The following is a 13,190-nucleotide window of genomic DNA, read 5'->3' as shown; positions in this document are numbered from 1 at the left end:
CCTCGACGCTCTCTTTATCGACGCCCTATTCCGCGACGGCCTCTTCCCCACCGACCTCTTCCGCCGTCACGTCACCATCACCGTTCGCCGCGTCCCGAGGCGCCTTGACCCCGCCTTCGCTCGCCTCCGGCTCGGCAGCCACCTCCCGCGCCGTCTCGTTCTCTTCGGCGACGGTCTCCGCGCCGCTCTCCTGCCGAGCGTCGTCATCGGCCGCCGGCACCTCGAGGGCATCAAACTGCGTCGCCACCCCCTCGGCGAGCTCGCGGCTCAGGTCCCGGGCACGCAGCACATGATGCGCCATCACCAGCGAATGATTGGCGAACAGCCCGAAACCCGAGCCGTTGAGGATCACCGGGCTCCACAGCCGTCGCTGGCTCAGCTCGAGTTCGGCCAGCAGGGCCTCCCAGCGCATCGTCAGCCCGGCGGCCTCGATTCGCTCGGCCTGGTCGCGGTGCATCGCCACGAGCAGACGATGAAGGGCCCAGGCCTGGCCGCGGGCCTCGAAGAAGACGTTGTCGAGCCGGTACCACGGCGTCTCCGTGGGCAGCCCCTCGGTGTCGAGGTCCAGCCCGGCCAGGGCTTCGGGACTGCCGACGCTGGCCGAGAGGCGACGTCCCATGTCGTCGAGCCCCCGGGACACGCCGTTCAACCAGGCCGCAATCCCCTGGCCATCGGCAGCGAAGGCGGCCTGACCGCCGCCAAGCGTCTGGCGATAGCCGTCGAGGGCGGCGCGGGCCTGCTCGAGTCGACGCTCGGTGGAGGGATAGAACCAGTCGTCGGCATCGCCCTCCAGCGCCGTGCGCGCGGCATCCAGCGCCGCGGCGTCGCTGCCGGCGATGGTCGGCAGCGACTGGCTCATCCAGCGCGCCTGGCCGAGCACACCGAGCTCCCAGGCGGGCATGTTGTCGAGCCATACCCCAGGCGGGGCCAGGTCGTTGCGCAGATAGCCGCCCGGCTTGTCGAGCAGCGTCCCCACCAGGCCCGACAGGCCACCCACGACGGCCATGCCCGGCGCCGTGTCGGAGGCGGCGACGGCGTCATCCGACACCGGCTCCAACGCCGGCGTGCGGCTCCACCAGACGCCCAACCCCAGCGTCACGACCAGCGCGATCACCAGCACCACCAGCAGCGGCTTCCAGATCCAACCGTATTGCGGACGCTCCAGCGTCTCTTTACTGCGGCGACGCCGTTCGGCCGCCCGTCGCTTCGATGCCATGATAGGATTTCCCTGACGATGTGGGCTCGGAATCCGCCGAGCTGCGACGGCAAGGCGCATCCACAGCTACCCAGCCGCTACGATATGCTAACGCCGATGCCGAACCGGCACCGCTGCTTCCCGCATCAGAGCATAGCGGCCGACGCCGTGGAACCCCATGCCCCACCACGGGTCACAAACCCGCCGCCGTCTTCGCGGCGGCGCCATCGATGACGCTCACTCACGCTCAAGGACCACCCCGTGCCGCACGCCCGCCGCTTGATAAGCCTGCTTCTGCTGTTATGGATCCCGCTCATCGCCCAGGCACAGTGGTTCGACGACGACGGCGGCAGCGACGGCGACTTCCTGCCCGTCGAGGAGGCCTTCCAGCCCAGCGCCTGGCACGACGGCGAGACGCTGACGATCGGCGTCGAGAACGCCGACGGCTACTATCTCTATCGCCATCGATTCAGTGTCGACAGCGCAACCCCGGGCGTCAGCCTCGGCGAGCCTCGCCTGCCGGCCGGCACGGCCAAGACCGATGAATTCCTCGGCGACGTGCGCGTCTTTTACGATCGGGTCACCTTCACGGTGCCCATCGAGCGCGCCGGCGGCAACGCCGAGGGCCCGCTCGACCTGACGTTCGGCTTCCAGGGCTGTGCCGATGCCGGCCTCTGCTATCCGCCCGAGAGCGTTTCGCTGCAGGCGCCCGAGGGGCAAGCCCCCGCCGCCTTCGCCGACGTCGATCCGACGCCACCGGGCGGCAACAGCCGGGACGCTGCCGGCACGACCGGCGGCGCGCCCACGGCCCCGATCAGCGAGGATGGCCGCTTCAGCGCCCTGCTCGCGGAAGCCAGCCTGCCGCTGGTGTTGGGCCTGTTCTTCCTCGCCGGCCTGGGCCTGACCTTCACCCCCTGCGTGCTGCCGATGATCCCGATCCTGTCCTCGATCATCGTCGGCCAGCAGCCCAGCCGTTACCGCGCCTTCGCGCTGTCGCTGTCCTACGTGGCCGGCATGGCGCTGACCTACGCCGTCGCGGGCGTGCTGATGGGCAGCTTCGGCGCCGGGCTGAATCTTCAGGCCAGGCTCCAGTCGCCCCCGGTACTGATCGGTTTCGCGGCGCTGTTCACGCTGTTCGCCCTGGCCATGTTCGGCGCCTTCGACCTGCGCCTGTCGCCGCGGCTGTCCGGGCGCATCGAGGCCTGGCAGACCCGTGCCCAGCGGAGCGGCCCGGCCGGCCTGGCGCTGGCCGGCGCACTCTCGGTACTGGTGGTCTCACCCTGCGTCTCGGCGCCGCTGGCCGGCGCCCTGGTGTTCATCTCCTCGACCGGCGATGCCGCGATGGGCGGCGCCGCCCTGCTGGCCCTGGCGCTCGGCATGGGTGTGCCGCTGCTGCTGGTCGGCACCTTCGGCCCGGCCCTGCTGCCGCGCACCGGCGCCTGGATGACCGGCATCAAGGCCGCCTTCGGCATCCTGCTGCTGGGCGTCGCCGTATGGCTGATCGAGCACCTGGTGCCGGGCCCCGTGGCGCTGTTGCTATGGGCCGCCCTGGCCATCGGCGCGGCGCTGGCCCTCGGCGCCTTGAGCCTGAACACGCCGCCGGGCTGGGCCCGGGCCCGCCAGGCGCTGGGCCTCCTGCTGCTGACATGGGGCGTGACCCTGGTGATCGGCGCCTCCAGCGGCGCCGAGGACCCGCTGCGCCCGCTGGCCCAGCGCGAGGCTGCCGCTACTGACGGTGTCGGCGCCCCCGAGCCGGCGACCGTGGTCACCCGCCTCGACGAACTGGACGCCGCTCTCGCCACGGCGGACCGGCCGGTGTTCGTCGACGTCACCGCGGACTGGTGCATCTCGTGCAAGGTCATGAAGCGCGAGGTCTACCCCGCCCCGCCGGTGGCCGAGGCGCTCGCGAGCTTCCACCGCATCGAGGTCGACGTGACCGATACCGACGCCGACAGCCGGGCGCTGCTGGAACGCTTCGAACTGTTCGGCCCACCGAGCCTGCTATTCTTCGACGACGGTCGCGAACTGCGCCAGGCGCGCATCCAGGGCGAGGTCGACGCCGATCGGCTGGCCCGCCACCTGGAGGGCGTCAGCGCCTCACTCGACGCCGGCAGCCGCCCGGGCTAGGGTTCATTGGCGAACGCCGTTCGGGTCGCTGGACATCGCCCATGAATTTCGGCAAACTCCGCCCACACCGCTTTTCGAGGCCGATAGAGGCGACAAGAGACGCCATCTTGCCGCGATCTATAGCAAGTTAGCCGTGGTTGACTGCGCCGGCCGCTACCCCCGAACTCACCATCGAGACGACGTCATATGGATATTCGCAAGGTCAAGAAGCTGATCGAGCTGCTGGAAGAGTCGAACATCAGCGAGATCGAGATCCAGGAAGGCGAAGAGTCTGTGCGCATCAGCCGTCACCCCAACGGCACCGCCTACCCGCAGCCGGCCGCTCCCGCCTGGCCGGCCGCACCGGCCCAGCCCGCCGCTCCGGCCCCGCAGGCACCGGCCGCTGCCGCCGAGCCCGCCGCCGAGCAGGCGCCGGCCTACCAGGGCCAGGAAGTGCTGTCACCGATGGTCGGCACCTTCTACCGCGCCCCGGCCCCGGGCGCCAAGCCCTTCGCCGAAGTCGGCCAGAGCGTGAAGAAGGGTGAAACCATCTGCATCGTCGAGGCGATGAAGATGATGAACCAGATCGAGGCCGATCGTGACGGCGTCATCGAGGCCTTCCTGGTCGACGACGGCGAGCCGGTCGAATTCGAGCAGCCGATGGTCGTCATCTCCTGATCCCTTCACCCACATTGGCGGACCCCATCATGCTGGACAAGGTTCTCATCGCCAATCGCGGCGAGATCGCTCTGCGAATCCTGCGCGCCTGCAAGGAGCTCGGCATCCGCACGGTCGCGGTGCACTCCAAGGCCGACCGCGACCTGATGCACGTGCGCCTGGCCGACGAGGCCGTGTGCATCGGCCCGGCCTCCTCCGCGCAGTCCTACCTCAACATCCCGGCGCTGATCAGCGCCGCCGAGGTCACCGACTCGAGCGCCATCCACCCCGGCTACGGCTTCCTCTCCGAGAACGCCGACTTCGCCGAGCAGGTGGAACGCTCCGGCTTCACCTTCATCGGCCCCCGCGCCGAGACCATTCGCCTGATGGGCGACAAGGTCAGCGCCATCGAGGCCATGAAGAAGGCCGGCGTGCCGACCGTGCCGGGTTCCAACGGCCCGCTGGGCGACGACGAGGGCGAGATCCTCGCCACCGCGCGGCGCATCGGCTACCCGGTGATCATCAAGGCGGCCGCCGGCGGCGGTGGACGCGGCATGCGCGTGGTGCACACCGAGGGCCACCTGCTCTCCGCGGTGACCGTGACCCGCACCGAGGCCCACTCGGCCTTCGGCGACGGCACCGTCTACATGGAGAAGTTCCTCGAGAACCCGCGCCACGTCGAGGTCCAGGTGCTGGCCGACGGCCAGGGCAACGCCATCCACCTCTATGACCGCGACTGCTCGCTGCAGCGCCGTCACCAGAAGGTGCTCGAGGAAGCCCCGGCCCCGGGCCTCGACCCGGACGCCCGTGCCCAGGTGCTCAAGGCCTGTACCGACGCCTGCATCGAGATCGGCTACCGCGGCGCCGGCACCTTCGAGTTCCTGTACGAGAACGGCCAGTTCTTCTTCATCGAGATGAACACCCGCGTGCAGGTCGAGCACCCGGTCACCGAGATGGTCACCGGCGTCGACATCGTCCGCGAACAGCTACGCATCGCCTCCGGCCTGCCGCTGTCCGTGAGCCAGGACGAGATCGAGCTCAGCGGTCACGCCTTCGAGTGCCGCATCAACGCCGAAGACGCCCGGACCTTCATGCCCTCCCCGGGCAAGGTCACCCTCTACCACCCGCCGGGTGGCATCGGGGTGCGCATGGACTCCCACGTCTACACCGGCTACTCGGTGCCGCCGCACTACGACTCCCTGATCGGCAAACTGATCACCTGGGGCGTCGACCGCGAGACGGCGCTGACCCGCATGCGCAACGCCCTGGACGAGCTGCTGGTCGAAGGCATCAAGACCAACACCGACCTGCACAAGGATCTGGTCCGCGACGGCTATTTCCAGCAGGGCGGCGTCAACATCCACTACCTGGAGAAGAAGCTGGGCCTCTGAGCCCGGTCGACACTCCTCCGGCAGCGGGGCGGCTTGGCCGCCCCGCCGTCGTTTCCTCACGCGATTCCCGGGAGTTCCCATGCCCTGGCTGCAACTCAAGGCCCGCATCGCCCCCGAGCAGGCCGACCTGCTCGAGGAACTGCTGCTGGACGAAGGCGCCACCGCCATCACCCTCCAGGACGCCCAGGACGACCCGCTGTTCGAACCCGAGCGCGGCACCACACCGCTGTGGGACGAGACGGTGCTGACCGGCCTCTACGACGATCTCGAGGGCCTGCCCGCGATGCTCGAACGCCTGGCCGGCGCCTGGTCCGAGGCCATGCCCGACGAGCCCTGCCCCGAGATCGAGCACGAGCTGCTCGACGATCGCGACTGGGAGCGCGCCTGGATGGACGACTTCGAGCCCCTACAGATGGGCCAGAAGCTGTGGATCGTGCCGAGCTGGCACGAGGCGCCGGACCCCCAGGCGGTCAACCTGCATCTCGATCCCGGCCTGGCCTTCGGCACCGGCACCCACCCCACCACGGCGCTGTGCCTTTCGTGGCTCGACGGCCTGGCCGTGGCCGGCGAGCTCGACGGCCGAGAGGTGCTGGACGTGGGCTGCGGTTCCGGCATTCTCGCCATCGCCGCGCTCAAGCTCGGCGCGAACTCGGCCCGGGGCACCGACATCGATCCCCAGGCGCTCGCCGCCAGCCGCGACAACGCCGAGCGCAACGGCGTCGAGGAAGACGACTTCGCGCTCCACTACCCGGAGCAGCTCGACGCCGCGGCGCGCTTCCCGGTGGTGATCGCCAACATCCTGGCCGGCCCGCTGGTCGAGCTGTCCGGCGAGATCGCCGGGCGCGTGGCGCCGGGCGGCCGCCTGGCGCTGTCCGGCATCCTCGAGGCCCAGGCCGACGAGGTGCGCGAGGCCTACGAGGCGCGCGGCCTGATCATGGACGAGCCCGAAGTGCGCGAGGGCTGGGTGCGCCTCACCGGACGCCGCGCCGCCGACGGCTGACCGGATGGGCCCGGCGGCGGGCGACGCTCTGCCGCACACCGATCCTTCACCCAGGCCATCGGGGGGCGTATGATATGTCCCCCCTTCGAACCATCGATCTCGACCATGCCCGACTCACGTCCCCTGCCGCGCATCGGCTCTCATGCGTTGCCGAACCGGGTGATCCTGGCCCCCATGGCCGGCGTCACCGACCGCCCCTTCCGCGCGCTCTGCCGGCGGCTGGGCGCGGGCCTGGTGGTGGGCGAGATGGTGACCTCGGACCCGAATCTGTGGCACACCCGCAAGTCGCGACTGCGCATGGACCATCGCGGCGAGCCCGGCCCTCGCGCCGTGCAGATCGCCGGCGGCGACGCCGAGATGCTCGCCGAGGCGGCACGGCTCAACGCCGAGATGGGCGCCGAGATCATCGACATCAACATGGGCTGTCCGGCCAAGAAGGTCTGCAACAAGGCCGCCGGCTCGGCGCTGCTGCGGGACGAGGCGCTGGTGGCCGAGATCCTCGAATCGGTGGTCGCCGCGGTGGACGTGCCGGTGACGCTGAAGATCCGCACCGGCTGGTGCGCCGACAGCAACAACGGCGTGCGGGTGGCGAAGCTGGCCGAGAACGCCGGCATCCAGGCGCTGGCCGTGCACGGCCGTCACCGCCAGCAGCGCTACGGCGGCGAGGCCGAGTACGACACCATCGCCGCCATCAAGGCCGCGGTGAAGCTGCCGATCTTCGCCAACGGCGATGTCGACTCGCCCGAGAAGGCCCGCCACGTCCTCGACTATACTGGGGCGGATGCGGTGATGATCGGCCGCGGCGCCCAGGGCAACCCTTGGATCTTCCGCGAGATCGATCACTACCTGCGACACGGCCAGCGCCTCGCGGCGCCCGACGACGCCGAACGCTCGGCGGTGCTCCACGGCCACCTGGTGGCCCTGCACGACTTCTATGGCGAGCACATGGGGGTGCGCATCGCCCGCAAGCATCTCGGCTGGTACCTGGCCGGCGATGCACGCCTCGACGACGACGGACGACGTGCCCTGCGCGCCACCTTCAATGGCCTGGACAGCCCCGCTGACCAGTGCCGCTTCATCGACGAACTCTTTCGTCATGACCCCGCCACGGCGCCGCACCGTGTCGCCCGGGCCATGACGCCGGATGGAACCTGTGCCGCATGACCAGCAGCCAAGCCCTTGACCAGAATTCCGCGCTGACCGAGCTGGACGCCCGAGCCTCCCGGCGCCTCGACGAGGCCGACGGCAGCGCGCTGAGCCCCCACGGCGACATGCCCCTGCGCGAGGCCGTCGACGCCGCCATGCGACGCTACTTCGACCACCTCGACGGCGGCGACGTCACCGACCTTCACGCCATGGTGATGGCCGAGGTCGAGGCGCCGCTGCTGGCCTCGGTGCTCGAGAACGCCCAGGGCAACCAGACCCGCGCCGCCGAGATGCTCGGCCTCAACCGCGGCACCCTGCGCAAGAAGCTCAAGCACTACGGGCTGATCTGAATTCCCGCGAGGGCGCCATCGAGCGCCCTCGCTTGCGTTTCGATGTTCCCTCAACGCCCAACAGAGTGACCTTCATGTCCCAAGCCTCTTCCACTCCGGTCCGTCGCGCCCTGATCAGCGTGTCCGACAAGACCGGCATCGTCGACTTCGCCCGCGGCCTCAGCGACCAGGGCGTCGAGCTGCTCTCCACCGGTGGCACCTTCCGCCTGCTGCAGGAGAACGGCATTCCGGTCACCGAGGTCTCCGAGCACACCGGTTTCCCCGAGATCATGGACGGCCGCGTCAAGACCCTGCATCCGAAGATCCACGGCGGCATCCTCGGCCGTCGCGGCCAGGACGACGCGGTGATGGCCGAGCACGACATCGCACCGATCGACATGGTGGTGGTCAACCTGTATCCGTTCTCGGCCACCGTGGCGCGTCCGGACTGCAGCCTCGAGGACGCCATCGAGAACATCGACATCGGCGGCCCGACCATGGTCCGCTCCTGCGCCAAGAACCACGCCTACACCACTATCGTGGTCGACGCCGGCGACTACGGCCGCGTGCTCGAGGAAGTCGCCCAGGGCGGCATGCAGCAGGCCACCCGCTTCGACCTGGCGGTCAAGGCCTTCGAACACACCGCCGGCTACGACGCCGCCATCGCCGATTACCTCGGCCAGCGCGTCGAGGGCGGCGAGGACGGCTTCCCGCGCACCTACAACCTGCAGTTCCACAAGAAGCAGTCCATGCGCTACGGCGAGAACCCGCACCAGTCCGCGGCCTTCTACGTCGAGGCCGGCTGCCAGGAGCCCAGCGTCTCCACCGCCGAGACCCTGCAGGGCAAGCCGCTGTCGTTCAACAACGTGGCCGACACCGACTCCGCGCTGGAGTGCGTGAAGAGCTTCGCCGAGACCGCCTGCGTGATCGTCAAGCACGCCAACCCGTGCGGCGTGGCCGTCGGCGCCAGCCAGCTCGAGGCCTACGACAAGGCCTTCGCCACCGACCCGACCAGTGCCTTCGGCGGCATCATCGCCTTCAACACCCCGCTGGACACCGAGACCGCCCGCGCCATCATCGACCGCCAGTTCGTCGAGGTGATCATCGCCCCCGGGGTCGAGGACGCGGCCCGCGAGATCGTCGCCGAGAAGAAGAACGTGCGCCTGCTCGACATCTCCGCGCACTGGCCCGGCGAGCGCGAGCACGCCCACGACCTCAAGCGCGTCACCGGCGGCCTGCTGGTCCAGGACCGCGACCTGGGCATGGTCGGCCGCGACGAGCTGACCGTGGTCACCGAGCGCGTCCCCAGCGAGCAGGAAATGCGTGACCTGGCCTTCGCCTGGAAGGTCGGCAAGTACGTCAAGTCCAACGCCATCGTCTACGTCAAGGACGGCCAGACCATCGGCGTGGGCGCCGGCCAGATGAGCCGCGTCTACTCGGCCAAGATCGCCGGCATCAAGGCCGCCGACGAAGGCCTGTCCGTGCCCGGCTCGGTGATGGCCAGCGATGCCTTCTTCCCGTTCCGCGACGGCATCGACGCCGCCGCCAAGGCCGGCATCACCGCGGTGATCCAGCCCGGCGGCTCCATGCGCGACCAGGAAGTGATCGACGCCGCCAACGAGGCCGGCATCGCCATGGTGTTCACCGGCATGCGCCACTTCCGCCACTGAGCGGAGAGGAAAACGCTGGAGCTCGGCCATGCGTCGTTGAAAAGCGGCATCAAGATGCTCATTTGCTAAAGCAAACTCCGCTCTTTCGCCGCTTTTCGCCTAGCCTGACCTTCGCCCAGCCGTTTTCTCTGGTATCTGGAAAGAAACACCCCGCCGAGCATGCTCGGCGGGGTGTTTGTCTTCCGACTTCCAGGCGCGTAGGGCCGATCCTCAGGCTCCCGGTCTAGCCACCGAGGTCGATGCACAGATACTTGGTCTCGAGAAACTCCTCGATGCCCTGGTGACCGCCCTCACGACCGAGGCCGGAGGCCTTGACCCCGCCGAAGGGCGCCGCGGCGTTGGAGATCAGCCCGGTGTTGATGCCGACCATGCCGTACTCCAGCGCCTCGGAGACGCGCCATACGCGTCCCAGGTCGCGGGAATAGAAGTAGGAGGCCAGGCCGAACTCGGTGTCGTTGGCCATGGCCACGGCATCCTCTTCGTCGTCGAAGGGGAAGACCGCGGCCAGCGGGCCGAAGGTCTCCTCGGTGGCGACCTTCATGCTGTCGTTGGCGGCGTTGATCAGGGTCGGCGTGAAGAAGTTGCCGCCCAGCGGATGCGGATGGCCGCCGAGCAGCAGCTCGGCGCCGTGGTCCACGGCGTCCTGGACGTGCTCGGAGACCTTGGCCACCGCCTTGTCGTCGATCAGCGGGCCGATATTGACGCCTGACTGGGTGCCGTCCCCCACCTTGAGCTCGCTGTTCATGGCCACCGCCAGCTTCTCGCAGAAGGCGTTGACCACGCTGGACTGCACCAGGAAGCGGTTGGTGCACACGCAGGTCTGGCCGGCGTTGCGGAACTTGGCGGCCATGGCGCCTTCCACGGCGGCGTCGAGATCGGCGTCCTCGAACACGATGAAGGGCGCGTTGCCGCCGAGCTCCAGCGAGATCTTCTGCACGTGGCGCGAGGCCTGGCTCATCAGCTCGCGGCCCACCTCGGTGGAGCCGGTGAAGGTGATCTTGCGCACCACCGGGGACTCGGTCAGCGCCGCGGCGATCTCCGAGGCGCGCCCGGGGACCACGTTGAACACGCCGCGCGGCACCCCGGCGCGCTCGGCCAGGAGCGCCAGCGCGGTGGCGGAGAACGGCGTCTGGCTGGCCGGCTTGACCACGAAGGTGCAGCCCGCGGCCAGCGCGGCGCCGGCCTTGCGCGTGATCATCGCCGCCGGGAAGTTCCAGGGCGTGATGGCGCCGACCACGCCGATCGGCTGCTTGGTGACCAGGATGCGCTGCTGGGACTGAGCGGCGGGAATGGTCTCGCCGTAGACCCGGCGGGCCTCCTCGGCGAACCAGCGCAGGAAGCTCGCCGCATAGGCGATCTCGCCGGCGGCTTCCTTGAGCGGCTTGCCCTGTTCGAAGGTCATGATCATGGCCAGGTCGTCCTGATGCTCGAGCATCAGGTCGTGCCACTTCATCAGGATATCGGCCCGTTCCTGGGCGGTGAGGGCACGCCAGGCCGGCAGGGCCGCGTCGGCGGCGGCGATGGCGCGCTCTGTCTCGGCGCGGCCGAGCCGGGGCACGTCGCCCATCGGCTCACCGGTGGCGGGATTGATCACGTTGATCTGCTCGCCGCTGTCGGCGGCGACCCAGCTGCCGTCGATGTAGGCGAACGGGCAGTAGAGCTGGGTTTCCTTCAGGGCTTCCATGGTTGACTCCTGGCGTGCGGCCTTGCGGGGATGCACCTCATGCTAAGCGCAAGCCCCCCGACACGCCAACCGCTCATCCATGAGCGATCTTCAACCCTTCGCGCGGCGATACCCCTGCCGTCTCAACCCTCGCGCCGCGCCTCGCGGGAGTCGGAGAGCGTGATCGACACCGAGTCGGCGAAGCGCAGGGCATGGGGCTTGTCGATCTCGACCTGAGCGGCGAGCACCTGCTCGTAGCTCATCACCAGGTCGAGCACCTCACGGGTCATGCGCTCCAGCAGCTGGAAGCGATGCCCCTCCACGTGGGCGATCACTTCCTTGGTGATGGAGCGATAGTTCAGCGCCTGCTCGATGTGATTGAAGGCCACCGCCTTGTCGGCGCGATAGCGGATCACCATGTTGATCACCACGTCCTGGCGATTCTGGATCTCCTCTTCCTTGATGCCGACATGGGTCCTCAGGCGCAGATCCTTGATACGGATCGTGGCCAGATCGTGATCGAGGTGCTCGTCGCCCAGCGCGTGCAGTGGCATATCGCTCTCCTTCGCGGCCTCAGCGGCCTTGAACCAGGGTCAGGAACTCCTGGCGCGTGCTCTGGTGCTCGCGGAAGGCACCGAGCATCACCGAGGAGGTCATGCTGGAATTCTGTTTCTCGACGCCGCGCATCATCATGCACAGGTGACGCGCCTCGACGACCACGGCCACGCCGCGGGCTTCGGTGACCTGCTGCACCGCTTCGGCGATCTGGCGCGTCAGGTTCTCCTGAATCTGCATGCGACGGGCGTACATATCCACGATCCGGGCGAACTTGGACAGCCCCAGCACCTTGCCCCGCGGCAGATAGGCGATGTGGCACTTGCCGATGAACGGCAGCAGGTGATGCTCGCACATCGAGTACAGCTCGATGTCCTTCACCAGCACCATCTCGTCGGTCTCGGAGGCGAAGACCGCGCCGTTGACGATCTCCTCCAGCGACTGCTGATAGCCGTGGTTGAGGAACTGCATGGCCTTGGCGGCCCGCTTGGGGGTGTCACGGAGCCCCTCGCGTTCGGGGTCCTCTCCCAGTCCCTCGATGATCTGGCGGTAGTGGTTGGCGAGATGTTCGGTCATGGTCAGGCCCCATGCAGAGTCGTGATGTCGGTGCGTCGGCGATGGCCCGGCCACACACCTTATACATAAATTATTCAAAAAACCGCTTTTGTACAACCAGCGGCTCGGGGAACGCATTATTCTAGCGCAAGGCGCCGCCCGACGCAGTGCCATGGCGGCCTCGGCATCCGATTGGAGCGACGCCATGTCGCGCCAGGGCGGCTTCTTGCCGCCGATGGCTATGGTAGAGTTGGGCCGACCCTCTTCTTTCGACCCGCTGCCTGCCGAGCACCGACATGTTCAAGCCGACGATCCTGCTGATGGCAACTGCCCTGACCCTGCCGAGCCTGGCGATGGGCGATACCCTCTCCCTGCCCGCCGACGCTCGGGTCGCCATGGCCCTGGTCGACGACCTGACCCTCGACGCCGAGACCCCGCGCCTCGACGACGTGGTGATGCACCCGGTCCACAGCGAGCGGGGCAGCCACCGCCTCCCCGACTACTGCGTCGTCACCGGCGATGCCCGGCGCAACGGCGAGCGCGTGCGGCTGACCGCCAGCGCCCTGACCTGCATCGAGACCGCCGGCGCCGACAGCGCCATCTACAGCGGCGAACTCACTGCCGGCGCCTACGACGCGGACGGCGACTTCGGCCTCGCGGCTTGCCAGGGCGACCGCTGCCGGCTGACGCCGGATGACGTCTTCGTGCTGACGCTGACCCGGCCGCTGAGCCTGGAACAGCAGGCGAACCCCTCCGCGGAGATCAACGCCCGTCGCCGCCAGCACGACGCCGACGAGGCCGCCGACCAGCCGTAACCGGCACTCAGGCGATCAGGCGGCGACAAGGCGCTGTGTGAAAAGCCGGCGAGCGAAGGTTAGACAAGGCAAAAATTAGCAAAAAGGCGGAGTTTACGATCGGTAAAT

The 13,190-nt window shown here is 68.8% G+C and carries 12 protein-coding genes; 8 read left to right on the top strand and 4 right to left on the bottom strand.

What is annotated here, in order from left to right:
• Positions 1 to 25: 25 nt before the first annotated feature.
• Positions 26 to 1,216: a DUF2333 family protein gene (locus QWG60_RS06840; protein ID WP_246124632.1), complete on the bottom strand. Its 1,191-nt coding sequence runs from the start codon at positions 1,214 to 1,216 to the stop codon at positions 26 to 28.
• A 240-nt stretch (positions 1,217 to 1,456) separates the two neighbouring features.
• Between QWG60_RS06840 and dsbD the strand changes: the two genes are divergently transcribed.
• The 7 genes from dsbD (at position 1,457) to purH (ending at position 9,494) form a co-directional block, all read left to right on the top strand.
• Positions 1,457 to 3,322 (top strand): protein-disulfide reductase DsbD, encoded by a 1,866-nt coding sequence (gene dsbD, locus QWG60_RS06835; protein ID WP_146907942.1) that lies wholly within the window; start codon positions 1,457 to 1,459, stop codon positions 3,320 to 3,322.
• A 186-nt stretch (positions 3,323 to 3,508) separates the two neighbouring features.
• Positions 3,509 to 3,979, top strand: a complete 471-nt coding sequence (gene accB, locus QWG60_RS06830; RefSeq protein WP_035599669.1) for an acetyl-CoA carboxylase biotin carboxyl carrier protein — start codon at positions 3,509 to 3,511, stop codon at positions 3,977 to 3,979.
• Between the two features lie 29 nt (positions 3,980 to 4,008).
• Entirely contained in the window at positions 4,009 to 5,349 is a 1,341-nt protein-coding gene (accC, locus tag QWG60_RS06825; protein WP_035599672.1) for an acetyl-CoA carboxylase biotin carboxylase subunit, read from the top strand.
• 79 nt (positions 5,350 to 5,428) lie between these two features.
• Entirely contained in the window at positions 5,429 to 6,349 is a 921-nt protein-coding gene (gene prmA, locus QWG60_RS06820) for a 50S ribosomal protein L11 methyltransferase (protein ID WP_146907939.1), read from the top strand.
• Between the two features lie 105 nt (positions 6,350 to 6,454).
• Positions 6,455 to 7,513, top strand: coding sequence for a tRNA dihydrouridine synthase DusB (gene dusB, locus QWG60_RS06815; protein ID WP_107182073.1), 1,059 nt, complete (start codon positions 6,455 to 6,457; stop codon positions 7,511 to 7,513).
• Complete coding sequence (gene fis, locus QWG60_RS06810; protein ID WP_016854539.1) at positions 7,510 to 7,845, top strand: DNA-binding transcriptional regulator Fis; 336 nt, start codon at positions 7,510 to 7,512, stop codon at positions 7,843 to 7,845. The genes dusB and fis overlap by 4 nt, the downstream gene beginning before the upstream one ends.
• Before the next feature lie 74 nt (positions 7,846 to 7,919).
• Entirely contained in the window at positions 7,920 to 9,494 is a 1,575-nt protein-coding gene (purH, locus tag QWG60_RS06805) for a bifunctional phosphoribosylaminoimidazolecarboxamide formyltransferase/IMP cyclohydrolase (protein WP_107182075.1), read from the top strand.
• A gap of 223 nt (positions 9,495 to 9,717) precedes the next feature.
• Here the strand turns inward: purH and QWG60_RS06800 are convergent, their stop codons facing one another.
• From QWG60_RS06800 to folE, 3 genes are all read right to left on the bottom strand, one after another.
• Entirely contained in the window at positions 9,718 to 11,178 is a 1,461-nt protein-coding gene (locus tag QWG60_RS06800; protein WP_035599680.1) for an NAD-dependent succinate-semialdehyde dehydrogenase, read from the bottom strand.
• Between the two features lie 122 nt (positions 11,179 to 11,300).
• Positions 11,301 to 11,711: a dihydroneopterin triphosphate 2'-epimerase gene (gene folX, locus QWG60_RS06795; protein WP_046080172.1), complete on the bottom strand. Its 411-nt coding sequence runs from the start codon at positions 11,709 to 11,711 to the stop codon at positions 11,301 to 11,303.
• Positions 11,712 to 11,730: 19 nt separating this feature from the next.
• Complete coding sequence (gene folE / locus QWG60_RS06790) at positions 11,731 to 12,288, bottom strand: GTP cyclohydrolase I FolE (protein ID WP_035599683.1); 558 nt, start codon at positions 12,286 to 12,288, stop codon at positions 11,731 to 11,733.
• Between the two features lie 275 nt (positions 12,289 to 12,563).
• On the opposite strand from folE, the gene QWG60_RS06785 reads away from it, so the two are divergent.
• A complete protein-coding gene (locus QWG60_RS06785) occupies positions 12,564 to 13,082 on the top strand; it encodes a hypothetical protein (RefSeq protein WP_035599686.1) in 519 nt (172 codons plus the stop codon).
• Positions 13,083 to 13,190 lie beyond the last annotated feature (108 nt).

This window comes from Halomonas halophila (genome assembly GCF_030406665.1).
GTDB classification, from domain to species: domain Bacteria; phylum Pseudomonadota; class Gammaproteobacteria; order Pseudomonadales; family Halomonadaceae; genus Halomonas; species Halomonas halophila.
This window is presented reverse-complemented; position numbering and strand designations above follow the sequence as displayed.

Excerpts from the sequence above, each read along its gene's own strand:
- accB (WP_035599669.1), top strand. The coding sequence starts at position 3,509 with ATGGATATTCGCAAGGTCAAGAAGCTGATCGAGCTGCTGGAAGAGTCG.
- QWG60_RS06800 (WP_035599680.1), bottom strand. The coding sequence starts at position 11,178 with ATGGAAGCCCTGAAGGAAACCCAGCTCTACTGCCCGTTCGCCTACATC.
- dusB (WP_107182073.1), top strand. The coding sequence starts at position 6,455 with ATGCCCGACTCACGTCCCCTGCCGCGCATCGGCTCTCATGCGTTGCCG.
- purH (WP_107182075.1), top strand. The coding sequence starts at position 7,920 with ATGTCCCAAGCCTCTTCCACTCCGGTCCGTCGCGCCCTGATCAGCGTG.
- folX (WP_046080172.1), bottom strand. The coding sequence starts at position 11,711 with ATGCCACTGCACGCGCTGGGCGACGAGCACCTCGATCACGATCTGGCC.
- QWG60_RS06840 (WP_246124632.1), bottom strand. The coding sequence starts at position 1,216 with ATGGCATCGAAGCGACGGGCGGCCGAACGGCGTCGCCGCAGTAAAGAG.
- prmA (WP_146907939.1), top strand. The coding sequence starts at position 5,429 with ATGCCCTGGCTGCAACTCAAGGCCCGCATCGCCCCCGAGCAGGCCGAC.
- fis (WP_016854539.1), top strand. The coding sequence starts at position 7,510 with ATGACCAGCAGCCAAGCCCTTGACCAGAATTCCGCGCTGACCGAGCTG.
- QWG60_RS06785 (WP_035599686.1), top strand. The coding sequence starts at position 12,564 with ATGTTCAAGCCGACGATCCTGCTGATGGCAACTGCCCTGACCCTGCCG.
- accC (WP_035599672.1), top strand. The coding sequence starts at position 4,009 with ATGCTGGACAAGGTTCTCATCGCCAATCGCGGCGAGATCGCTCTGCGA.
- folE (WP_035599683.1), bottom strand. The coding sequence starts at position 12,288 with ATGACCGAACATCTCGCCAACCACTACCGCCAGATCATCGAGGGACTG.